The 22,075-nt window shown below is 70.5% G+C and carries 18 protein-coding genes and 1 pseudogene; 8 read left to right on the top strand and 11 right to left on the bottom strand.

Translation table 11 applies throughout. The annotated features are described in order from the left end of the window. Nucleotides 1–108 precede the first annotated feature (108 nt). A complete protein-coding gene (locus ASF23_RS12040; RefSeq protein ID WP_235510879.1) occupies nucleotides 109–1,827 on the bottom strand; it encodes an HAD family acid phosphatase in 1,719 nt (572 codons plus the stop codon). A 212-nt stretch (nucleotides 1,828–2,039) separates the two neighbouring features. On the opposite strand from ASF23_RS12040, the gene ASF23_RS12035 reads away from it, so the two are divergent. The 4 genes from ASF23_RS12035 to ASF23_RS12020 all read left to right on the top strand — a co-directional run bounded on the left by ASF23_RS12035 (nucleotide 2,040) and on the right by ASF23_RS12020 (nucleotide 6,965). After that, entirely contained in the window at nucleotides 2,040–3,053 is a 1,014-nt protein-coding gene (locus ASF23_RS12035; protein WP_055953758.1) for a Gfo/Idh/MocA family protein, read from the top strand. Between the two features lie 69 nt (nucleotides 3,054–3,122). Beyond that, nucleotides 3,123–4,715 (top strand): D-alanyl-D-alanine carboxypeptidase/D-alanyl-D-alanine endopeptidase, encoded by a 1,593-nt coding sequence (dacB, locus tag ASF23_RS12030; RefSeq protein ID WP_055953755.1) that lies wholly within the window; start codon nucleotides 3,123–3,125, stop codon nucleotides 4,713–4,715. A 52-nt stretch (nucleotides 4,716–4,767) separates the two neighbouring features. Further along, on the top strand, nucleotides 4,768–5,460 hold the full coding sequence (locus ASF23_RS12025) for an isochorismatase family protein (protein ID WP_082474098.1): 693 nt from the start codon (nucleotides 4,768–4,770) through the stop codon (nucleotides 5,458–5,460). Between the two features lie 26 nt (nucleotides 5,461–5,486). Next, complete coding sequence (locus tag ASF23_RS12020; RefSeq protein ID WP_055954385.1) at nucleotides 5,487–6,965, top strand: NAD-dependent succinate-semialdehyde dehydrogenase; 1,479 nt, start codon at nucleotides 5,487–5,489, stop codon at nucleotides 6,963–6,965. 123 nt (nucleotides 6,966–7,088) lie between these two features. Here ASF23_RS12020 and ASF23_RS12015 read toward each other — a convergent pair whose 3' ends face one another. The 10 genes and pseudogenes from ASF23_RS12015 to ASF23_RS11970 form a co-directional block, all read right to left on the bottom strand. Then, complete coding sequence (locus ASF23_RS12015) at nucleotides 7,089–9,017, bottom strand: ABC transporter ATP-binding protein (RefSeq protein ID WP_055953752.1); 1,929 nt, start codon at nucleotides 9,015–9,017, stop codon at nucleotides 7,089–7,091. A gap of 213 nt (nucleotides 9,018–9,230) precedes the next feature. After that, on the bottom strand, nucleotides 9,231–10,634 hold the full coding sequence (locus ASF23_RS12010; protein WP_055953749.1) for an MFS transporter: 1,404 nt from the start codon (nucleotides 10,632–10,634) through the stop codon (nucleotides 9,231–9,233). A 235-nt stretch (nucleotides 10,635–10,869) separates the two neighbouring features. Then, nucleotides 10,870–11,481: pseudogene (ribA, locus tag ASF23_RS12005) on the bottom strand (GTP cyclohydrolase II); the annotation flags it as partial. Nucleotides 11,482–11,510: 29 nt separating this feature from the next. After that, on the bottom strand, nucleotides 11,511–12,509 hold the full coding sequence (gene ribD, locus ASF23_RS12000) for a bifunctional diaminohydroxyphosphoribosylaminopyrimidine deaminase/5-amino-6-(5-phosphoribosylamino)uracil reductase RibD (RefSeq protein WP_082474097.1): 999 nt from the start codon (nucleotides 12,507–12,509) through the stop codon (nucleotides 11,511–11,513). A gap of 104 nt (nucleotides 12,510–12,613) precedes the next feature. Next, the gene (locus ASF23_RS11995) at nucleotides 12,614–12,973 is read right to left on the bottom strand and encodes a DUF3892 domain-containing protein (protein ID WP_055953741.1); all 360 of its coding nucleotides are present in this window, start codon (nucleotides 12,971–12,973) and stop codon (nucleotides 12,614–12,616) included. 101 nt (nucleotides 12,974–13,074) lie between these two features. Continuing rightward, complete coding sequence (locus ASF23_RS11990; protein WP_055953738.1) at nucleotides 13,075–13,641, bottom strand: GNAT family N-acetyltransferase; 567 nt, start codon at nucleotides 13,639–13,641, stop codon at nucleotides 13,075–13,077. A gap of 15 nt (nucleotides 13,642–13,656) precedes the next feature. After that, a complete protein-coding gene (gene trpS / locus ASF23_RS11985; protein WP_055953736.1) occupies nucleotides 13,657–14,667 on the bottom strand; it encodes a tryptophan--tRNA ligase in 1,011 nt (336 codons plus the stop codon). 70 nt (nucleotides 14,668–14,737) lie between these two features. Beyond that, nucleotides 14,738–15,595: an exodeoxyribonuclease III gene (locus ASF23_RS11980; protein ID WP_055953733.1), complete on the bottom strand. Its 858-nt coding sequence runs from the start codon at nucleotides 15,593–15,595 to the stop codon at nucleotides 14,738–14,740. Nucleotides 15,596–15,700: 105 nt separating this feature from the next. Then, nucleotides 15,701–15,973: an HPr family phosphocarrier protein gene (locus ASF23_RS11975; protein WP_055953730.1), complete on the bottom strand. Its 273-nt coding sequence runs from the start codon at nucleotides 15,971–15,973 to the stop codon at nucleotides 15,701–15,703. Between the two features lie 100 nt (nucleotides 15,974–16,073). Continuing rightward, nucleotides 16,074–16,844, bottom strand: a complete 771-nt coding sequence (locus ASF23_RS11970; protein WP_055953727.1) for a DeoR/GlpR family DNA-binding transcription regulator — start codon at nucleotides 16,842–16,844, stop codon at nucleotides 16,074–16,076. 246 nt (nucleotides 16,845–17,090) lie between these two features. Here ASF23_RS11970 and ptsP point away from each other — a divergent pair, with 246 nt between their 5' ends. From ptsP to ASF23_RS11950, 4 genes are all read left to right on the top strand, one after another. After that, nucleotides 17,091–18,746, top strand: coding sequence for a phosphoenolpyruvate--protein phosphotransferase (ptsP, locus tag ASF23_RS11965; protein ID WP_082474096.1), 1,656 nt, complete (start codon nucleotides 17,091–17,093; stop codon nucleotides 18,744–18,746). Between the two features lie 62 nt (nucleotides 18,747–18,808). Further along, nucleotides 18,809–20,368 carry a PTS mannitol transporter subunit IICB gene (locus ASF23_RS11960; protein ID WP_055953721.1) on the top strand — a complete coding sequence of 520 codons (1,560 nt, stop codon included), beginning with the start codon at nucleotides 18,809–18,811 and terminating at the stop codon, nucleotides 20,366–20,368. Between the two features lie 26 nt (nucleotides 20,369–20,394). After that, the gene (locus ASF23_RS11955) at nucleotides 20,395–20,832 is read left to right on the top strand and encodes a PTS sugar transporter subunit IIA (protein ID WP_055953719.1); all 438 of its coding nucleotides are present in this window, start codon (nucleotides 20,395–20,397) and stop codon (nucleotides 20,830–20,832) included. Further along, a complete protein-coding gene (locus ASF23_RS11950) occupies nucleotides 20,829–21,995 on the top strand; it encodes a mannitol-1-phosphate 5-dehydrogenase (RefSeq protein ID WP_055953714.1) in 1,167 nt (388 codons plus the stop codon). The genes ASF23_RS11955 and ASF23_RS11950 overlap by 4 nt, the downstream gene beginning before the upstream one ends. Nucleotides 21,996–22,075 lie beyond the last annotated feature (80 nt).

Raw genomic sequence — 22,075 nt, 5'->3', positions numbered from 1 at the left:
TGCGTCCGGCCGCCGGTTCGCGACGGGACGCGGGACGGAGGGGAGGGACGGTGCCAGCTGGCACCGTCCCTCCAGACCGTCAGATGCTCACGTCGAACCTACGGATGCCTACGGCAGGTAGTACGTCGGGTTCGGCAGTTTCACGGACTGGTCGGCCGATCCGCCGATGAGGTCGCTGAACTGGTCGCCGTAGTTCGCGACGATGTCGTACCGTCCTCCGTCACGCGATTCGATGTGCGCACGGGTCTGCGACTTGTACTCGACGGTGGAGCACTTGGCCGTCGCGCAGGTCACGTACGACGGCTGCTGCGACACCCCGACCCCGGTCCACTTGGTGTAGTAGGTCGGGATCGTCGAGCGCGTGGCGGAGGACCGGCCGGTGGCCTCGAACTGCGGGAACCCGACCTTGTGCAGGTTCGCGATCGTCGCGGTCTTCTGGTCGTCGTTCCGACCGGTGAGTCCGATCACGGTACAGCCGGACCGCTCGGCGACCTGGACGAGCGAGGTCATCGACGGCGTCGCGGGGAACCGCTGGTCCTGCACCCAGACGTCCTGCTCGGCGGGGGAGAACGTGAAGTGCATGTCCGCCACCTCCATGTCGTAGGTCCAGAGGGTCGTGTCGTCGGCGTCGAGGACGATCGCAGGGTTCCGGTGGGTCTTCTGCGCGACGAAGCAGCGTGCTGCGACCTCGGGGATCTGCCGGGCGACGATCGCGCGCATCTCGCGGATGTAGGGGCTGTCCGCCTTGTTCGCGATGCCCGTGCCGGGGTCGCCGTAGTAGGTCGCGATCGTCTTCTTGACGGAGTCGATGTTCGGGATGCCCTCACCGCCCTGGGTGGTGCCCGAGGAACCGTCGGCCGCCATGGTGAAGTGCGTGCGCGGGGCGAACTGCGGCTCGGAGACGCCCGGCAGGTCTGCTGAGGGGAGGTAGTACGTAGGGTTCGGGAGCTTCAGGGTGTTCTCCGCGTAGCCGCCCTGCAGGTCGGACCACTGGTCGCCGACGTTGAGCGTGATCGTGTAACCGAGGTCCTGCTCGATGTGCTTGCGGGTGCCCGCCTTGAACTCGACCGTCGTACAGGTCGACACGCACGTGACGTACGACGGCTGCGTGCTGGTACCCGTACCGGTCCACTTCGTGAAGAAGTCGTCCGCTGCGAAGCCCTGGTACCCGACCTTCGTCAGATTGGCGAGTGTCGCTGTCTTCTGGTCGTCGTTCCGACCGGTCACGCCGAAGATCGTGAAGCCCATGGCCTCCGCGGCGTTCAAGAACGACACCATGCTCGGCGTCGCAGGGAACCGCTGGTCCTGCACCCAGACGTCCTGCTCGGCGGGGGAGAACGTGAAGTGCATGTCCCCGACCTCCATGTCGTAGGTGAACAGCGTCGTGTCGTCGCTGTCGAGCACGATCGCCGGCTTCTGGCCCTTCGCGACCGCGGCGTCGTACTGCGCGCGGAGGCCAGCGGTCTGCCTCGACACGATCGAGGCCATCTCGCTGATGTACGGCGAGGTCGTCTTGTTCGCGATGCCCGTGCCCGGATCGCCGTAGTAGGTCGCGATGGTCTTCTTGTCGGAGTCGATGTTCGGGATGCCCTCGCCGCCCTGGGTCGCTCCAGAGCTCCCGTCGGCGGCCATCGTGAACTGCGTCCGCGGGGTCAACCCGGCGTCCTGGCCGGATCCCGGCCCGTGCCATCCACCGCCACCGTGCCCCGGCCAGCCGTGCGCGGACGCGGTCGTCGTGCCGACGAGGGTCGAGCCGAGTACCAGGGCCGCCGTGGTGGCCCCGACCGCGAGGAGCCGGAGCGGGGAGGAGATGGTGCGTCTGATCACGTGTCACCGTTTCGTCGGGCGGGTTCGGCCCCCGGCGTTCCATCGGGAGCTGGTGGCCCCCGATCGGGGGTACGGCAGCACCTTAGCTGGGAATCGACCATGGAGTCGATGTCCATCCACAGGGCGTCATCGGCGTCCGGAGGGGGATCGACTTCTCCACAGGCGGGGACCCGCCGCCCCCACGGGCCCGTGCACTCGGGTAGACAGGAGCCATGACCATTCGATGGGGTGTCCTCGGCACCGGCGGCATCGCCCACTCGTTCGTGCGCGCCTGCCGTGCGGCCGGTGTGGTGTTCTCGGCGGTCGGGTCGCGGACGGCGGACAGCGCGGCCGCGTTCGCCGCCGAGTACGACATCCCACACGCGCACGGGTCCTACGACGACCTCGTGGCGGACGACACCGTGGACGCGGTCTACGTCGCGACCCCGCACCCGATGCACGCCGAGGACGCGCTCCGTGCGATCGGCGCCGGCAAGCACGTGCTCGTCGAGAAGGCCTTCACGCTCAACGCGCCGGAGGCCAGGACCATCGTCGACGCCGCCCGCGAGCGGGGCGTCGCGATCACCGAGGCGATGTGGACGCGGTTCCTGCCGCAGAGTGCCATGATCCGCCGGCTCGTGCAGGACGGCAGGATCGGCCGCCCCCGTCTCGTCGAGGCGACACACCACCAGGCCCTGCCGACCGATCCCCGGCACCGGTTGAACGACCCGGCGCTCGGTGGCGGCGCGATCCTCGACCTCGGCATCTACCCGATCTCGTTCGCGGTCGACGCCCTCGGAGTGCCGGAGAGCGTCATCGCGAGCGGGACCCTGAGCGAGCAGGGGGTCGACACGCAGATGGGCCTCGTGATGACCCACGCGGGCGGCGCCCAGTCGATGCTCCACTTCGCCCTCGACGTGCGGTCGCCGAACACCGCGTCGATCATCGGCGACGACGGTCGGATCGACGTCGACGCCACGTTCTTCACGCCGACGACGTTCCGGCTCCGCGACCGCGACGGTGCGGTCGTGGAGGAGTTCGACGGGCGTGAGGAACTCGCGGGATACCACCACGAGGCGCGGGCGTTCGAGCGGATGATCGAGTCCGGGGAGCACGACGGCGGCCCGATGGACGCCGAGCAGTCGGTCGCCATCATGGCGGTGATGGACGAGGCGCGTCGTCAGGTCGGCGTGCGCTACCCGAGCGAGGGGACCGCGTCGACCGGACGGCGTTCCGCGGCGCTCTGACGGAGAACCGGGCCGCGATGGTGACGGGGGCCTAGGCATGTCGGTGGGCTCGCCGTAGAATCGTCGGCAATGTCCGACGCCACCGACCGCCCCGACGAGCCCGCCACCTCCGACGAGCCTGCCGCGCCCGCCGCCTCGTCCACGCCTGGCGACGACGCCGGCGACAGTCCGGAGACTGCGAGCGCTCCGTCGGACGGGAGGCTCGGGTCGGCCCTCGCAGGCATCCGCCGGTCCGTCGCGCGGAAGCCGGTCGCATGGGCGATCGGTGGCTTCGCCGCCATCCTCATGGTCGGTTCCGGTGGCGCCGTCGCGATGGCCGCGGCGACCATGCCGACCCCGTCGTCGACCGCGGCCGGCCCCGGTCCGGTGAGCACTGCCTCCCGTCCGTCGTCCTCGTCGTCCGCAGCCCCGTCGGCCAGCGCCACCCCGACGGCTCCGGCCCGCTCCGTCCCCGCCGACGTCGCCGGCCCGAGTGCGCTCCGGACGTGCTCGGTCGCCGGTCCAGCCGGTGCCGCGGGGCTCGGCCAGTTCGAGGGCTTCGTGATGAACGCCAGCACCGGCGAGACCCTCTTCGACCGGAACGGTCAGACCCCGGCCCGGACCGGCAGTGTGATGAAGACGCTCACCACCGCGACCGCGCTGACCGACCTCGGGGGTGACTACCGGATCCCGACGACCGTGGTGTCCGAAGGTGCCGGCACGATCGCGATCGTCGGACACGGCGACCCGACGCTCAGCGCCGGCGGCGGCACGGTGTACCCGGGGGCGCCGACCCTCGCGGACCTGGCGCAGCAGGTCAAGGCGCGGCTCGGCGACACGCCCGTGGGCACGATCGTCACCGACGACACCTACTGGAACGACGCCGACGCGTGGGACCCGTCGTGGCCGGTGAGCGAGCGGACCATCGGGTACCAGCCCGAGGTGATGGCGCTCATGGTCGACGGCGACCGGGCGAACCCCGCCGCGGCGACGTCGCCACGGTCCACCGACCCCGTCGGCCGTGCGGGCGCCGCGTTCCGCTCGGCACTCGCGAACGCCGGTGTGGTCGGGGCCGGCTCGGCGACGATCACCAAGCGCGCCACGACCGGCTCGGACACCATCGCCCAGGTGCAGTCGCAGCCGGTCTCGACGCTCATCGGGCAGATGATCCCGAACTCCGACAACACCCTCGCCGAGATGCTGGCGCGGATCTCGTCGAAGCAGTCCGGCTCGGACGGGTCCGCCGCCTCGCTGACCGGCGTCTACCAGAAGGCGCTCGGCGCCTACGGGCTGAACGCCTCGGGCATCGTGATCAAGGACGGTTCCGGCGAGAGCGGTGACAACGCCGTGTCGCCCGCCCTGGTGTCGCAGCTCATGGTCAAGGTCGCCGCCGGCGAGAAGGGCCTCGGGACGCTCGCGCAGTCGCTGCCCGTCGCGGGGGTGTCGGGGACGCTGTCATCGCGGTTCACCGGCGCGAGCGCCGTGGCGCGGGGCAAGGTGCACGCGAAGACGGGGTGGATCGACACCGCGAACACGCTCGGGGGCTACATCGACGCCGCCGACGGCACCCGCCTGACCTTCGGGTTCTACGCACTCGGCTCCTCGCGGGCCGCGGCCCTGCCGGCGCTCGACGCGATCACCGCCGCCGTCTACCGCTGCGGGAACAACCTGTCGAACGGGTGACCCCGGGTCCGGGCACCAGCGCGTCCTCGGGCTGCTGGGCCAGGATGGGTCCATGACCCGCGCGCTCCTGATCGTCGACGTCCAGAACGACTTCACGGAGGGTGGCGCGCTCGGGGTCCAGGGCGGGATCGCCACGGCGGAGCGCATCACTCGCTTCCTCGCAGCACACGGCCCCGAGTACGACCTCGTCGTCGGCTCGCGCGACTGGCACCACGGCGACGATGACAACGGCGGGCACTTCGCCCCCGAGCCGGACTTCGTGACGACCTGGCCGGTGCACTGCGTCGGCGGGACCCCCGGTGCCGAGTACCACCCGGCGCTCGACACGACCGGCTTCGACGTGCACGTCCGGAAGGGACAGGGCGAGCCCGCGTACTCGGCGTTCGAGGGCACCGACGACACCGGCCGGACGCTCCGCGCGGTCCTGTCCGAGGCCGCCGTGAACGCCATCGACATCGTCGGCATCGCGACCGACCACTGCGTCCGGGCCACCGCGCTCGACGGGATCGCCGCGGGGTTCGACGTCCGGGTGTTCGACGACCTCGTCGCCGGGGTCGCCCCCGACTCGAGTGCGGCGGCCCTCGTCGAGGTGCGTGCCGCCGGTGCGACGGTCGTGCCGAGCGCCAGAGGGACCACAGCGACCGCGGCGACCCCAGCGACAGCGGCGACCGCAGCGACAGCAGTGACAGCGGCGACAGCGGCGGCCGCGGCGACCGCAGAACCGACCGAGCAGGAGGAACGATGACCGACACGACGTCCACCACGACCACGATGACCACGATCACGGACGGGGTCGTCACGATCCACGGGGTACCGACCGGCGTGTTCGTCGACGGCACCTGGCGCTCCTCGGGTTCCGGCGCGACCTTCGACGTGCGCGACCCCTCCACGGGCGAGGTCATCGCGTCGGTCGCCGACGGCACCCCGGCCGACGCCATGGCCGCCCTCGACGCAGCCGTCGCGGCCCAGGAGGCTTGGGCGTCCACGCCGCCGAGGCAGCGGTCCGACGTGCTCCGTCGCGCGTTCGACCTCGTCCACGAGCACGCCGAGGACATGGCCGCGCTCATGACGCTCGAGATGGGCAAGCCCCTCGCCGAGTCGCGGGGCGAGGTCACCTACGGGGCGGAGTTCCTCCGGTGGTTCAGTGAGGAGGCTGTGCGGATCACCGGCGGCTACTCGACCAACCCCGAGGGCACTGGTCGCGCGGTCGTGCTGAAGCGTCCGGTCGGTCCGGTGTACGCGATCACCCCGTGGAACTTCCCCCTGGCGATGGCCACCCGGAAGATCGCCCCGGCACTCGCCGCCGGGTGCACCATCGTCGTGAAGCCGGCGGACCTGACGCCGCTGACGACCCTGTACCTCGCGCAGCTCTTCGTCGAGGCCGGACTGCCCGCGGGTGTGCTGAACGTCGTCCCGACCTCGGACGCTCCCGGTCAGTCCGGTCCGCTGCTCGCCGACCCGCGGCTCCGGAAGCTCACCTTCACCGGATCGACTCCCGTCGGCTCGGCGCTCCTCAAGCTCGCCGCGGACAACGTCCTGAAGACCAGCATGGAGCTCGGCGGGAACGCCCCGCTCCTGGTCTTCGACGACGCCGACGTCGACACCGCGGTGACCGCGGCGATGCTCGCGAAGTTCCGGAACGTCGGCGAGGCCTGCACGGCCGCGAACCGGTTCTTCGTGCAGGACGGCATCGCGGACGAGTTCACGGCACGCCTCACCGAGCGGGTCCGTGGGTTCGTGATCGGCCGGGGGCGCGAGGACGGCACCACGATGGGGCCGCTCATCGACGCCAAGGCCGTCGGCAAGGCGTCCGACCTCGTGGACGACGCGGTGACGCGGGGTGCCCGGCTCGTCGTCGGGGGTGAGCCCGTGGACCGCCCCGGGACCTACTTCGCGCCGACGATCCTCGATGACGTCCAGCCCGGCTCGCGGATCCTCACGACCGAGATCTTCGCGCCGGTGGTGTCGATCACCCGCTTCAGCACCGAGGAAGAAGGGATCCGCCTCGCGAACGACACCGAGTTCGGCCTCGTGTCGTACGCGTTCACCAAGGACCTCGCACGTGCGCAGCGGCTCGCGGAGCGCCTGGAGTCCGGGATGCTCGGCGTGAACATGGGTGTCATCTCGAACGCGAGCGCCCCGTTCGGCGGCGTGAAGTCCTCGGGCCTCGGGCGCGAGGGCGCCCACGAGGGCATCGAGGAGTACCTGGAGACGGTCTACATGCTGACGCCGGACCCGTTCAGCGTCTGACCCCCCCGCCTCCCGCAAAACACCGAGTTGGCCGGGTCTCGCAAAGGTATTGCCCTGCGAGAAGCCGCCGACCTGGTGTTTTGCGGACGGGACTCGGACTGGGCGTCGGACGGGGACGCTGGGTCAGACGAGGAGCTGGTGCTTCGCCAGGTCCCGGTAGAGCGGCGTCGTCTGCACCAGCTCCGAGTGCGTCCCGACACCGACGACCCGCCCGTGCTCGAGCACGACGATGACGTCGGAGTCGACCACGGTGGACAGCCGGTGCGCGATGACGATGAGCGTCCGGTTCTCGGCCACGGCGTCGATCGCCAGGCGGAGCCGCTGCTCGTTAATGCCGTCGAGGCTCGAGGTCGACTCGTCGAGCAGCAGGATCGGGGGAGCCGCGAGCAGGGTCCGCGCGATCGCGAGCCGCTGCCGTTCACCCCCGGAGAGCATCACACCGTCCTCGCCGACCTGGGCGTCGAGCCCCCGTTCGTCGCGCTCGAGTACCTCGGTCAGGTTCACCGCCTCGAGCACGCGGACGCACTCCTCCTCGGTCGCGGTCGGTGAGCCGAGGAGCAGGTTCGCGCGGATCGTGCCGGCCAGCACCGGAGCATCCTGTTCGACGTAGCCGATCTGGGCACGCAGCTCGGCGCGGTCGAGCCCGCGGACGTCGATGCCGCCGAGCCGGATGACCCCGTCGGTCGGGTCGTAGAAGCGCTCGATCAGCGCGAGGGTGGTGCTCTTCCCGGCGCCGGAGGGCCCGACGAGGGCGACGCGACTGCCGCGCGGGACGCTGAACGAGACGTCGTGCAGGACGGTCGGGTCCTGCGGGCGTGCGTCGGCGTCGGTGACGCCAGCCGTGCCTCCCGGCAGTCCGGCGGTGCCCACCGGACCGGAACCGGACGGACGGGAGGCACGGATCGCGTCCGCCCCGCCGGTCGCGGTCGCGCCGTCGGCCCCGTCCGGCGACCCGGTGGTGACGAGGGCGTCCTCGCGGTAGCGGAACGACACGTGGTCGAACGTGATCGCGTCCTGGGTCGCGACGGCCGGGGCGGCGGAGAATGCGGCGTCGTCGTGGTCCTCGTCCGGCAGGTCGAGGATCTCCTGGATCCGTCCGAGCGCTCCGAGTGCCTGGTTCACCGCGATGGCGGCACCCATCGCCTGGCCGAGCGGGGTGATCATCATGAAGAGCAGCAGGATGAAGGTGACGAGGGTGGCGATCGACACGGTGCCGGCGGCGACCTGGGCGCCGCCGACGCCGATCACGACGATGAACGAGACCTGCAGCGCGATGAAGGACACCGGCACGACGAAGGCGGACATCTTCGCGATGTCGAGGCCGCGACGGTAGGCCTCCGTCGCGTGGCCGTCGATCTCGGCGACCTCGCGCTCGGTGGCTCCTGCGGCGCGGATCGTCCGGACGGCACTGATGCCGCGCTCGACCGCGGATGTGAGGTCGCCGACCTTCTCCTGGGCGCGCTTGCTCGCGACGCGGATCCGACGGCTCAGGGCTCCGACGAACACGATCGACAGCGCGATGATCACGACGGTGATGCCGAGGAGGAGCGGGTCGATGACCGCCATCACGACGACCGCGCCGATGAACGTCAGCGCACCGCCGATCGCCTCGATCAGCCCCTGCGTGAGGACCGCGCGGAGCAGCGTCGTGTCGCTGCCGATTCGGGAGACCAGGTCGCCCGTCCGCCGGACGTCGAACTCGGAGATCGGCAGGTGCAGGATCTTGGCGACGAGCCGGCGGCGGCTCGAGAGCACGACACCCTCGCCGGCGCGCTGGAGGAGGAAGTGCTGGAACCCGCTGAGGAGGCCCGACACGACGACGAGGACGGCGAGGAGCGCCACGAGGCTCGCGACGGTCTCGTGCTTCTGGACGGCGGTGATGACCTCGCGGATGAGCAGCGGCTGCGCGAGCGAGGTCGCTGCGCCGATGACGCTCAGGAAGATGATGAAGCCCATCACCCGGCGGTTCTCGAACAGGTACGGCAGCAGCGTGCCGAACGTCGCGCGGGGGCCGTCCGGTTGCTTGCGGCGGCGGCTCAGGAAGTTGCTCATCGTTCCTTCTCGGACTCGGTCAGGGTTTCGTCTCTCCTCCAACGGTACGTCGTCCCGCTGGGTCCGCCGCACACGGACGCGGGACCACTCCTGGCACTGATGAGAAGTGCCCATCTGTCGCCAGCCGGACGGCAGGCGACAGATGGGCACTTCTCACGGGAGCGGGGCGCGCGGCGGGCGCGGGCGCGCGGCGCGCGGCCGCCCGACGCGGGGCTACGGCGCGAGCACCGGCTCGTCGGCGGCTGCGGCGGCCGCGTCCGCCTCGCCGAAGTCGCTCCCACGCGTCTCCTTGACGAAGAACAGCGCGACGAGGGTCAGGACAGCGGCCCCCGTCAGGTACAGCCCGACCAGCGTGATGTTCCCCTGCGCGCTCCACAGGGCGATCGCCACGGTGGGCGCGAGCGACGCACCGAGGATGCTCGCGACGTTGTAGGCGATCGCGGACCCGGTGTACCGGACGTTCGTCGGGAACAGCTCCGGGAGCAGGGCACCCATCGGTCCGAACGTCAGCCCCATCAGGGACAGCCCGACGATGAGGAACGTGACGACCCCGATCGGCCCGGAGGCCGATGCGAACCAGATCTGGAACGTCAGGCCGAACAGGATGATCCCGACGGTCGTGGCGATGAGTGTCGGCTTCCGCCCGAACCGGTCCGCGAGCATGCCCGCGATCGGGGTCAGGATGCCGAAGAACACCACGCCGATCATGAGCAGTCCGAGGAACTCGCCGCGGGAGTAGCCGAGGCCGATCTTCGCGCCCTCGGTCGCGACCGCGGGGGCGGTGCCGTACGTCAGCGTGAACGTCGTCATGAAGTAGAAGAGCACGTAGGTCGCGACCATGACGAGCGTCCCGACGATGAGCCGCCGCCACGAGGTCCTGAACACCCGGGCGAGCGGCACCTTGGCGACCGACCCGGACTTGACGACACCGGTGAACACCGGGGACTCGATGAGCTTGAACCGCACGTACAGGCCGACGATCACCAGCACGGCGCTGAGGAGGAACGGGATCCGCCACCCGTAGGCCTGGAACGCCGCCGACGACGTCTCACCGGGGCCGGCGGGCATGGCCGCGTTGATGATGATGAACACGCCGTTCGCGATGAGGAATCCGATCGGCGCGCCGAGCTGCGGGAGCGATCCGAACACCCCCCGCTTCGCCCGCGGTGCGTTCTCGGTCGCGAGGAGCGCCGCACCGCTCCACTCGCCACCGAGCCCGACACCCTGGCAGAACCGCATGACCGCGAGCAGCACCGGCGCCCACACACCGATCGTGGCGAAGGTCGGCAGGCAGCCGATGAGGAACGTCGCCGCACCCATCACGATGAGTGACGCGACGAGGGTCGCCTTGCGGCCGATCCGGTCGCCGAAGTGCCCGAAGATGATCGAGCCGACGGGCCGCGCGAAGAACGCGAGCGCGAAGGTCACGAACGACGACAGCTGCGAGGCGACGGCGCTCTCGTTCGGGAAGAACAGGGCCGGGAACACGAGCACCGCGGCGGTCGCGTACACGTAGAAGTCGTAGAACTCGATGGAGGTCCCGACGAGGCTCGCGATGACCACGCGGGATCGTGGGTTCACCGCGGGGGCGGCGGGTGTCGATGTCGATGCGGACATGCTGGATCAACTCCGTGGGGATCGCACCGACATGCGGCGCGGAGGAATCGTCGGACGTCGCGGTCGTCAGTCGGTTCGCGCAGGTGGCGCGGCGCCGGTCGAGTGCGTCTGTCCGGATGGGTTCCGCTCGTGGCGGACCCCGCTTGTGGCGGGTGTGCCCGAGTCTACGCGGGATCCAGCGATCCTGCGAATCCGCCCAGAGGGTGGGATACCAACACCTGTCGTCGAGTGACCGTCATGTTCGGAGGTGCTCCGGGAGCGCGTGTCCCATCCGCTCACGCTTGGTCGCGAGGTAGCCCTCGTTCTGCATGGACACGCCCACCACCAGCGGCACGAGCGCCTGCACCTCGATGCCGTGCTCCTCGAGCTGTCGCTGCTTCTCGGGGTTGTTCGACAGCAGCCGGATCCGCGTCATGCCGAGGTCGGCGAGGATGCCCGCCGCGGCACCGTACTCGCGGGCGTCGCCGGGGAGCCCGAGCGCGAGGTTCGCGTCGAGCGTGTCGAGGCCGTCCTCCTGCAGGCGGTAGGCGCGGAGCTTGTTGACGAGGCCGATGCCGCGACCCTCGTGGCCACGGAGGTAGACGACGACCCCGCCCTCCGTCGCGATCGTGTCGAGTGCGGCGTCGAGCTGCGGGCCGCACTCGCACTTCAAGGATCCGAACGCCTCGCCGGTCAGGCACTCCGAGTGCACCCGGACGAGGGCGCCGTCGGTCGGCGCCGATCCGTCCGGCGCGGTGCCGACCACGGCGACGTGCTCGGCGCCGGTCACGAGGTCGCGGTACGCGCGCATCTCGAACGAGCCGTGCACCGTCGGGACGTTCGTGGCGACCTCGAACCGCACGGGACTCCCGGGGGTGGGGGAGGTCAGGGCGTCGGTCATGGTGTGCTCCGGGAGGGACGGGCGCGGATCAGGAGGTCCGGGCCGAGTTCGGTGGTCGATAGTACGTCCAACCGCAGACGTTCGTTCATGCTTCCCACCCCGAGGTCGCCCAGGGCGAGCCCGGGGCCGCCGAGCAGCACCGGGGCGAGGTACACGAGCAGCTCGTCGGCCAGGCCGGCGGCGATCATCGCGCTCGCGACGGTCGGGCCACCCTCGACGAACACCGAGTGCACCCCGTGCGGACGGAGTGACCGGAGCGCGGCGTCGAGGTCGTGGCCCGGGACCGTGACGAGACCGCGGGGATGCGACCTGACCACGGCGGACTCCGGGACCTCGCGGTCGCCGACGACGACGGGGAGCGGCTGCGTCCGGAGGAGCTCCCCGCCGTCGCCCCGCGCGGTGAGCCCGGGGTCGTCGGCGAGCACCGTCCCGGTCCCGACGAGGATCGCGTCGTGGTCGGCGCGCTGCTCGTGGACGTGCTGTCGTGCCGCAGCGCCCGTGATCCACCGGCTCGACCCGTCGGCCGCCGCGGCACGCCCGTCGAGGCTCGCGGCCCACTTCACGGTCACCCACGGTCGCCCGGTGCGGATCGAGTGCAGCCACCGTTCGAGGAACGCCTCGGCCTCGTCGGCGAGGAGCCCGGAGACGACCTCGACCCCCGCATCGCGGAGTCGATCGCCGCCACCGTGCACGGTGTCGTTTGGGTCGTCGATCGCGTAGACCACCCGTGCGATGCCGGCCTCGACGAGCGCGAGCGAACACGGTCCCGTCCGACCGTGGTGGTTGCAGGGCTCGAGCGTCACGACGGCGGTCGCTCCGGCAGCACCGCCGGCGGGGAGGTCCATGAGGGCGTCGACCTCGGCATGCGGGGTCCCGGCACCGCGGTGGTGGCCCTCGGCGAGGACGGTACCGTCGGGGGCGAGGATCACGGCGCCGACCCGGGCGTGGTCGCCCACGCGCGGCCCCTCGGCCGCGAGCGTGAACGCGCGACGCATCGCTCGTTCCTCTGCGGCGGAGACCGGCCCGGAGGGCTCAGAGCTGTTGGCGGTGCGCACCGATCGAGCATATCGACGAGCACGGACCGATCCGCCTGGAGACCTCAGGAGTCGGTGCGGCCCTGCCCACGGCCGCGGAGCGCGGCGACCGCGGTCCAGAGTGCGCCGACCGTTCGCGATGCCGGACGTGGCCGGGCGATCGTCGGCACGGGGCGCGTCATCTGCTGCGCCAGGTCATGCAGGTTGTTCCGCTTCGAGCCGTCCCAGTTCGCCGAGAGGTAGGCGACACCGAGTGCGGTCATGATCCGGACGCGCGCCCGGTCGAACGACGAGGGACCTGCGAAGTACGTCGATCCCGACTTGATCTCGTCGATGGCCGAGTCGACGTCGATGACGCCGGTCGTCGTGACGAGGGTGGTGATCCCGCTGTGGTCGCGTGTGACGAATTCGATGGTGTGGTTCATGGTTCCGGATCGGGTCGGTCACCGGGACCATGGACTCCGGAGGCGATGACTGAGGAAGGGCGGAGTCCACTCCCGGAATCGTCATCGCTTCCACACAGACTCTACGTCGGAGCAGCGGCCTCTGGCCATGGTCTGTCCGTTGCCGGTACTCCGTCCGCCCGGCGCAGTCCCTTCCAGCACTCGACGTCGCGCCCGTCGCGCCCGGGGATGAGCCCCGGCCCGGTGCCGGTGTACGAGAAGCCCGCGCGACGGGCGACCCCCGCCGACCCGGTGTTCCCCACGAAGCACTCCCAGTAGACGTCGGCATTCCCGCGGGAGAACGCCCAGTCGACGACGAGTCCGACGGCGGCGGTCATCATCCCCGAGCCCCTGGCCGACGGTGCGAGCCAGAACCCCAGGTCGCGGTGGGCGGTCCGGAACGCGATGACCCCCTCGAGCCAGGTCGAGTGCGGACGCCGGATCGCCCAGGTGTACTCGCGGTCGGAGGCCCAGCCGGGTCCGACGAGGGCGTCGATGAACGCATGGGCGTCCTGCGGGCGGTACGGACTCGGGACCGTCGTGAACCGCTGGATGGCGGGGTCGGCGCAGGCCTCGGTGATCGCCACGGTGTCCGCGCGCGTCGGCATGTCGAGCCGGACCACCGGCGATGACAGGGTGACGGGCAGCACGGCGCGGTCCCGTCGCTACCGGCGCTGCCGCGGGACGAACCCGATGCGGTCGTAGACCTTCGCGAGGGTCTCGGTCGCGATCGACTCCGCACGGTCCGCCCCGACGAGCAGCAGACGGTCGAGTTCCGCCGGGTCGTCGAGCAGCTCGAGCGTCCGTGCGCGGACGGGTTCGAGCTCGGCGACGACGACATCGGCCACGGCGCCCTTGAGGTCCCCGTAGCCCTTGCCCGCGAACGAGGTCTCGAGCTCGGGGATCGGGGTCCCGGTGAACGCGGACATGATCGCGAGGAGGTTCGTGATGCCGGGCTTCCGCTCGCGGTCGGCGACGATGTCGCGCTCGGTGTCCGTCACGGCCGACCTGATCTTCTTGGTGGTGCGCTTCGGGTCGTCGAGGAGCTGCACGAGCCCTGCGTCGGTCGGCGCCGACTTGGACATCTTGGCGGTGGGGTTCTGGAGGTCGTAGATCCGTGCGGTGTCGGCGAGGATCTGGGCCTTCGGCAGGACGAACGTGTCGCCGAAGCGCGAGTTGAACCGGCCGGCGAGGTCGCGGGTGAGCTCGACGTGCTGCCGCTGGTCGTCACCGACGGGCACGAGCGCCGTGTCGTACAGCAGGATGTCCGCCGCCATGAGCATCGGGTAGGTGAAGAGCCCGACGGATGCGGACTCGGCGCCGGCCCGCGCCGACTTGTCCTTGAACTGGGTCATCCGACTCGCCTCGCCGAACCCGGTGAGCGTGTTGAGGACCCACGCGAGCTCGGCGTGTGCCGGCACGTGCGACTGGATGAAGAGCGTCGACTTCGTCGGGTCGATGCCGGCGGCGATGTACTGCGCGACCGTCCGCCGGGTGTTCTCGCGGAGCACCGCGGGGTCCTGCGGGGCGGTGATCGCGTGCATGTCGACGACGCAGAAGATCGCGTCGTAGTCGTCCTGCAGTGCCCTCCACTGCATGAGCGCGCCGATGTAGTTGCCGAGGTGGAGCGACCCGGCCGAGGGCTGGATGCCGGAGAAGATGCGTGTCTTGGTCATGGGGAGTCCTTGCGTGTGACCGGGACGACACGGCCCGGAGGCGGTGTGTCGGTCGGGAGTGTGGGAGGGGTCAGAGCTCGTAGTCGACGACCACCGGCGTGTGGTCCGACCATCGGGTGTCGTACGCCGAGGCGCGGTCGACGGCGTACGTGCTGACCTTCGTGGCGAGCTCCGGGGTGGCCATCTGGTAGTCGATGCGCCAGCCGGAGTCATTGTCGAACGCCTGACCGCGCCACGACCACCACGTGTACGGCCCGTCGACGTCGCCGGCCTGCTCGCGACCGACGTCGACCCAGCCGAGACCGGTGCCCGTGGAGCCGTCCACGGCCTCGACCTGCTCGCCGTCCGCGCCGAGGAACCGGTCGAGGTAGGCGCGCTCACGCGGCAGGAACCCGGCGCGCTTGACGTTGCCCTTCCAGTTCTTGATGTCGCGCTGGTCGTGCCCGACGTTGAGGTCGCCGACGATCACCGCGAGCGGGTTGTGCGCCCGGAGCTCGGGCAGTCGCTCGGTCATCGCGTCGAGGAACTTCCACTTCTCGTCCTGCTTCGGGGTGTCCGCGACGCCGGAGTGGACGTAGGTGCTGACGACCGTGACGAGCGTGCCGTCGACGTCGAGGTCTGCCTCGAGCCAGCGGCCGGCGGAGTCGAAGTCGTCCGGGCCGAGGGCGACGCGGTGGACGTCCGCATGCCTCACGTGTCCGCCGACCCGGATCGCGATCGCGACGCCCGCTCGGCCCTTCGCGGTGGCGGGGTCGTGCAGCACGGTCCAGTCGTCGCCGAGGAGCCCCTGGATGTCCTCGTCGGACGCGCGGACCTCCTGCATCGCGAGGACGTCGACGTCGCGGGTGGCGAGCCAGTCGCCCATGCCCTTGCGGAAGGCGGCACGGATGCCGTTGACGTTGACGGTCGCGAGGCGCAGGCGTGACATGCCACCAACCCTATCCAGGGCGGCCGACGGCCGCGGACGCGACCCGAGACGGACTGGAGGGACGGTGCGGGCTGGCACCGTCCCTCCATTCCGGTTGGGGGGGGGCTACGCCGCGTCGTGGTCCGTCTGCAGGAACGTGACGAGGTCGTCGGCGACCTTCTCGGCGTCGTCGCCGGTCACGGTGAGGACGACCTCGTTGCCCGTCTCGACGCCGAGCCCCAGCAGGCCGAGGATGCTGCCCGCGTTGGCCGTCTTGTCGCCCTTGGCGATGGTGACCTGGTGTCCGGACGCGGTGATGGTCTGGACGAAGAGGGAGGCGGGGCGGGCATGCAGGCCGGACGCGCTGGCGACGGTGACGGTGCGGGTGGCTTCGGACATCGGGACTCCTGTCGGTGGTCGGGCCAATCGGGCCCTGTCGGTGTGCGCCCTCATGGTAGCGAGCGCGGTGCTGGGGGAGCGGTGGACGCGAGGCGGTCGGTCAGACCCGTCCGGGCCAGAACACCTCGGTCCCCGCGCCCTCGACCTCGCGGACGAGGTCGAGGTTGACGGCCGGATCGGTGATGATCGTGTCGATCGCGGCGAGCGGTGCGACCCGCCCGAACTCCTCGCGGCCGAACTTCGTGTGGTCGGCGAGCAGGATGCTCCGACGCGCCGCCTTGATCAGCGCGGACTTGACGGCGGCCTCGGCGATGTTGTGGGTCGTCAGCCCGCGCTCCGGCGTGATCCCGTTGATGCTGATGAAGGCGACGTCGACGCTCACCATGCCGACGAGCTGGTGCGTCCAGGTGCCGACCCCGGCGAGCGAGTCGTTCCGGATGTTCCCGCCCAGGAAGTGCAGGTCGATGCCCGGGCGGTTCGCGACGGCCATCGCGACCGGGAGCGAGTGCGTCACGACGGTGAGCCCCCGGTCGGTCGGGAGCATCTCGGCGAGGCAGATCGTCGAGGTGCCGGCGTCGATGATGATCGAGCCGTTCTCCGGGAGCTCGTCGAGGGCGGCCTCGGCGATGACCATCTTCTCCGTGGTGTTGATCCCGCCGCGGTCGCCGACACCGGCGTGGATGGTGATCCGCTCGACCGGGATCGCGCCGCCGTGTGCGCGACGGACGAGGCCGCGGCGCTCGAGGCTCGTCAGGTCGCGGCGGATGGTCTCCGGCGTGACGGCGAGGAGCTCGGCGAGGTCCTTGACGTCGACTCTGCCGTGCTGTCTCGCCTGCTCGACGATGCGCTGGTGGCGTTCTGGTGCGTACATCGGACCTCGTTGTCGTGCATACCGGGTGGAACGTGCGGACGAGCGGGCACGAAACGATGCAATCGGGCATCGATCCGGGAGCTCGTTCGGTGTCAGACGCAAACGGGCGTCTGTTTCTGTAGTTTTATCGCCGGATTTGTTTGTTTGTCAACCGAGATCGATGTATGGTCGTCGCAGCGCACCCGGTGCGCAGTGATCTGTGCCCTGCCCGTGCCACCGTGCGCGTTGAGATGAAGGAGTCTCTGGATGTCCGAACTGCCCGGAATCGGAGTCGGCCGAGGCGTTGCCTCCGGCCCCGTCCTGCGCATGGCGGACCCACTCGGCGAACCGGCGACGACACCGCTCGACGGACCTGCGGACAGCGCGAAGACCGCCGTGCACGACGCGCTCGCCGCGGTGGCGGACGATCTGACCAAGCGCGGGGCCCTCGCGGGCGGCGACGCCCAGGCGGTGCTCGAAGCGCAGGCGCTCATGGCGCAGGACCCGACGCTCATCGACGACGTGCACGCACGTATCGACGGGGGGACGAACCCCGAGCGTGCGGTGCACGAGGCGTTCGCGGCCTTCCAGGAGATCCTCGCCGGCATGGGCGGCTACATGGGGGAGCGCGCGGCCGACCTCGGTGACGTCGCCCAGCGCATCATCGCGAAGCTCCGCGGCGTCCCGGCCCCCGGTGTCCCGGAGTCCGCGACGCCGTTCATCCTCGTCGCCCGGGACCTCGCGCCCGCCGACACCGCGCTCCTCGACCTCGAGAAGGTCCTCGCCCTCGTGACGAGCGACGGCGGCCCGACCTCGCACACCGCGATCCTCGCCCGGGCGAAGGGCATCACGGCGATCGTCGGCGTCGACGGCGCAGCGGACCTTGCTGACGGCGACGAGGTCATCGTCGACGCGGTCGCCGGCACCGTGACGACCGATCCCTCGGCCTCGCAGGTCGACGAGGCGAAGGCCCGTGTCGCCGAGCGCGCCGCCGCCCTGTCCGCTCCGGTGACACCGGGTGCGCTCGCCGACGGCACCGCCGTGCCGCTCCTCGCGAACCTCGGAAGCCCCGCCGACGCCGCGGGCGCGGTCGAGCTGGGCGCCGAGGGCGTCGGGCTGTTCCGCACCGAGTTCCTCTTCCTCGACTCCCCGTCCGCACCGACCGTCGAGTCGCAGAAGGCGTCCTACGTCGCGCTGCTCCAGGCGTTCCCGGGCAAGAAGGTCGTCGTCCGTGCGCTCGACGCCGGTGCCGACAAGCCCCTGCCGTTCCTCACGGACAAGGGCGAGGAGAACCCCGCGCTCGGCCGTCGTGGACTCCGGGCGCTCCGGCACCACGAGGAGATCCTCCGCGACCAGCTCACCGCGCTCGCCGAGGCCGACGCCGAGACCGAGGCGGACCTCTGGGTGATGGCGCCGATGGTCGCCGACGCGGAGGAGACGGCGTACTTCGTCGGACTCGCCCGCGAGCTCGGTATCCGCACCGCCGGCGTGATGGCGGAGATCCCGTCCCTCGCCCTCCTCGCGGACCAGGTGTTCGCCGAGGCCGACTTCGTGTCCATCGGCACGAACGACCTCACCCAGTACACGCTCGCCGCCGACCGACTCCTCGGCACCGTCGGCAGCTACCAGGACCCGTGGCACCCCGCGGTCCTCCGCCTCATCGCCCAGCTCGGCTCCGCCGGCGCGTCCGTGTCGAAGGGGGTCGGGATCTGCGGTGAGGCCGCAGCCGACCCGCTCCTCGCGGTCGTGCTCGTCGGACTCGGGGCGACGACGCTCTCCATGACTCCCGCCGCCCTGGCCGACGTGCGTGCCGAACTCGGCAAGTACACCATCGACCAGGCCCGTGAGATGGCCACCGCAGCGCTCGCAGCCACCACCGCCCGGTCCGCCAAGGCCGCGGCGGCAGCTGTGCACGTCGCGTGACCAGCCCCCACACGCACCAACCCGAACCCCTCAGCAGTCCTCCTTCACAGAAAGATCCGCACATGACATCGTCGTCCGTTGCAGCGACCGACGCCCCGAAGTCACGGGGAGGCGGCCGCGTCCGCATCCAGAAGTTCGGCACGTTCCTCTCCGGCATGGTGATGCCCAACATCGCGATCTTCATCGCGTGGGGCTTCATCACCGCCTTCTTCATCCAGACCGGGTGGACCCCGGTCGGCGTCCTCGGCGGCTTCGGCACGACCGACGGCGTCGCGAACATCGGCCTCGTCGGCCCGATCCTGACCTACCTGATCCCCCTGGCGATCGCGTTCCAGGGCGGCCGGATGGTCTACGAGACCCGCGGTGCGGTCGTCGGCTCGATCTTCGCCATGGGCGTCATCATCGGCGCCAACGGCACGATCATGATCCTCGGTGCGATGGTCTGCGGACCCCTCGGTGCGTGGCTGATCAAGAAGATCGACCGCATCTGGGACGGCAAGATCAAGCCCGGCTTCGAGATGCTGGTCAACAACTACGCGGCCGGCATCCTCGGCTTCATCCTCGCGCTCGTCGGGTTCTTCGTCTTCGCCCCGATCTTCAAGATCATCGCGACCGGCCTCGGCAAGGGTGTCGAGGCGCTCGTCAACGCGCACCTCCTGCCCCTCGCCAGCATCATCATCGAGCCGGCCAAGGTCGTGTTCCTCAACAACGCGATCAACCACGGTGTGCTCGACCAGCTCGGCGCGCAGCAGGTCCAGGAGTCCGGCAAGTCGATCCTCTTCCTGCTCGAGGCGAACCCCGGCCCCGGTCTCGGCATCCTCCTCGCCTTCACCTTCTTCGGTGTCGGTGCGGCCCGCTCGACCGCTCCCGGTGCGATCCTCATCCAGTTCTTCGGCGGCATCCACGAGATCTACTTCCCCTACGTGCTGCAGAAGCCGGTCCTGTTCATCGCCGTCATCCTCGGTGGTGCCACGGGTGTCGGCACGAACGCGCTGTTCAACTCGGGTCTGACCGCTCCGGCATCGCCCGGGTCGATCATCGCCGTCCTCGCGAACACCTCGCGTGACAGCTACGTCGGCGTCATCCTCTCGGTGATCCTGTCGGCCGCAGTGTCCGGCGTCGTCGCGTCGTTCTTCCTCATCGCGAGCCGCAAGCGCGACCTCGCGAACGGCGGCGGCGACATGTCCGACGCCCTCGCGAAGATGCAGGCCACCAAGGGCCGCGACGCCAACGCCGCGACGGCCGGTCTCTTCGGCACCAACGCCCCGGCGTCGGAGGAAGAGGCCGAGTCCTCCTTCGGCGGTGTCGGATCCGCGAGCGCCACGGCGACGCAGACCCGCGTCGAGAACATCGTGTTCGCCTGCGACGCCGGCATGGGATCGAGTGCGATGGGCGCCAGCGTCCTCCGCAACAAGATCAAGAAGGCCGGCATCGAGGGGGTCACGGTGGTCAACAAGGCCATCGCGAACCTCTCCGGTGACGAGGACCTCGTGATCACGCAGGAGCAGCTCACGGAGCGCGCAACCCAGAAGACGCCGAACGCGCAGCACGTGTCGGTGGGTAACTTCATGAATGCGCCGCAGTACGACCAGGTCGTCGAGCAGCTCAAGTCCCAGCAGTAGCACCAGGCAACGAAGGAGAACCACCGATGACCGCTCCCGTCCTCCAGGAGTCCCAGATCCGTGCCGAAGGCACCGCCACCACGAAGATGGAGGCGATGCGCGAGGCACACGAGATCCTCGTGGAGGCGGGGGCGGTCACCGCTGACTACCTGCCCGCCATGATCGAGCGCGAGAAGACCGTCTCGACCTACATGGGCAACTTCCTCGCGATCCCGCACGGCACGAACGACGCCAAGGAGGCCATCAAGGCCTCGGCGCTGTCGTTCGTCCGGTACAGCACCCCCATCGACTGGGACGGCAACCCCGTCCGGTTCGTGGTGGGGATCGCCGGGATCGAGAACCAGCACCTCGACATCCTGTCGAAGATCGCGATCGTCTTCTCCGACGACGACCAGGTCCAGGCGCTCACGGACGCCACGGACGAGTCGGCGATCTACGCGATCCTGTCCGAGGTCAACGAGTGAGCGACTCCGTCGGCACCGCCGTGCACTTCGGTGCGGGCAACATCGGACGCGGCTTCGTCGGGCTCCTGCTCCACGACGCCGGGTACGAGGTCGTCTTCGCCGACGTCGCGGCACCGCTCATCGACGCCCTTGCGGCCGCCGACTCGTACACGGTGCACGAGGTCGGAGCCGGCGCGGTCGACCACGAGGTCACGAACTTCCGTGCGGTGAACAGCGCCACGGACGAACAGGCCGCCGTCGACGAGGTCGCCAGTGCGTCCATCGTGACGTGTGCCGTCGGGCCGACCGTCCTCAAGTTCATCGCCCCGGTGATCGCGCGCGGTCTCGTCGAGCGGTCGGCCGATGCGGCCCCGCTCGCGGTGATGGCCTGCGAGAACGCCCTCAACGCCACCGATCGGCTCCGTGAGTTCATCGAGGCGCAGCTCCCGGATGACCAGCGCGAGGCAGCCCTCGCGAAGGCCGTGTTCGCGAACACCGCGGTCGACCGGATCGTGCCGGCGCAGGCTCCGGGCCAGGGCCTCGACGTCACGGTCGAGACCTACTACGAGTGGGCCGTCGACCGGACGCCGTTCCACGGCAGCGAGCCGACCCTCCCGGGTGCGCACTACGTCGACGGCCTCGCGGCATCGATCGAGCGCAAGCTGTTCACGGTGAACACCGGGCACGCGACGGTCGCCTACCAGGGGTTCGTCGCCGGGGCCGACAAGATCTCGGACGCAGTCGCCCTGCCCGTCGTCCGGAGCGCCCTCGAGGCCGTGCTCGCCGAGACGAGCGAGTTGCTCATCGAGCGCCACGAGCTCGACCCGGAGGTGCACCGTGCCTACGTGCAGGCGATCATCGCCCGGTTCGAGAACCCGCACCTGCCCGACACCGTGACCCGCGTCGGGCGGCAGCCGCTCCGCAAGCTGTCCCGTGACGAGCGGTTCGTCTCGCCGGCGGCCGCCATCGCCGAGGGCGGGACCGAGCCGACGGCGCTCCTCGACGCGATGGGTGCCGCACTCCACTTCGACGTCGAGGACGACGAGCAGAGTGTCGAGCTGCAGGCGCTCCTCGCATCGGACGCGTCGGACGCCGACGTCGCGACGCAGATCACCGGTCTCGAGGCGGGTCACCCCCTGCTCGTCCCGTTCACCGCACGGATCGCGAGCGCGCGGGCCGCGTAGACGGTCGGCACCACGGCCGGACGGGAGGCCCGGTACCAGCTGGTACCGGGCCTCCCGTCCCCGCCCAACCGGTTCTGTCC

The organism is Curtobacterium sp. Leaf261 (genome assembly GCF_001422205.1).
Lineage (GTDB): Bacteria > Actinomycetota > Actinomycetes > Actinomycetales > Microbacteriaceae > Curtobacterium.
This window is presented reverse-complemented; position numbering and strand designations above follow the sequence as displayed.

Excerpts from the sequence above, each read along its gene's own strand:
- dacB (WP_055953755.1), top strand. The coding sequence starts at position 3,123 with ATGTCCGACGCCACCGACCGCCCCGACGAGCCCGCCACCTCCGACGAG.
- trpS (WP_055953736.1), bottom strand. The coding sequence starts at position 14,667 with ATGACCAAGACACGCATCTTCTCCGGCATCCAGCCCTCGGCCGGGTCG.
- ASF23_RS12010 (WP_055953749.1), bottom strand. The coding sequence starts at position 10,634 with ATGTCCGCATCGACATCGACACCCGCCGCCCCCGCGGTGAACCCACGA.
- ASF23_RS11980 (WP_055953733.1), bottom strand. The coding sequence starts at position 15,595 with ATGTCACGCCTGCGCCTCGCGACCGTCAACGTCAACGGCATCCGTGCC.
- ASF23_RS11975 (WP_055953730.1), bottom strand. The coding sequence starts at position 15,973 with ATGTCCGAAGCCACCCGCACCGTCACCGTCGCCAGCGCGTCCGGCCTG.
- ASF23_RS11995 (WP_055953741.1), bottom strand. The coding sequence starts at position 12,973 with ATGAACCACACCATCGAATTCGTCACACGCGACCACAGCGGGATCACC.
- ribD (WP_082474097.1), bottom strand. The coding sequence starts at position 12,509 with ATGCGTCGCGCGTTCACGCTCGCGGCCGAGGGGCCGCGCGTGGGCGAC.
- ASF23_RS12020 (WP_055954385.1), top strand. The coding sequence starts at position 5,487 with ATGACCACGATCACGGACGGGGTCGTCACGATCCACGGGGTACCGACC.
- ptsP (WP_082474096.1), top strand. The coding sequence starts at position 17,091 with ATGTCCGAACTGCCCGGAATCGGAGTCGGCCGAGGCGTTGCCTCCGGC.
- ASF23_RS11970 (WP_055953727.1), bottom strand. The coding sequence starts at position 16,844 with ATGTACGCACCAGAACGCCACCAGCGCATCGTCGAGCAGGCGAGACAG.
- ASF23_RS11960 (WP_055953721.1), top strand. The coding sequence starts at position 18,809 with ATGACATCGTCGTCCGTTGCAGCGACCGACGCCCCGAAGTCACGGGGA.
- ASF23_RS12035 (WP_055953758.1), top strand. The coding sequence starts at position 2,040 with ATGACCATTCGATGGGGTGTCCTCGGCACCGGCGGCATCGCCCACTCG.
- ASF23_RS11955 (WP_055953719.1), top strand. The coding sequence starts at position 20,395 with ATGACCGCTCCCGTCCTCCAGGAGTCCCAGATCCGTGCCGAAGGCACC.
- ASF23_RS12025 (WP_082474098.1), top strand. The coding sequence starts at position 4,768 with ATGACCCGCGCGCTCCTGATCGTCGACGTCCAGAACGACTTCACGGAG.
- ASF23_RS12015 (WP_055953752.1), bottom strand. The coding sequence starts at position 9,017 with ATGAGCAACTTCCTGAGCCGCCGCCGCAAGCAACCGGACGGCCCCCGC.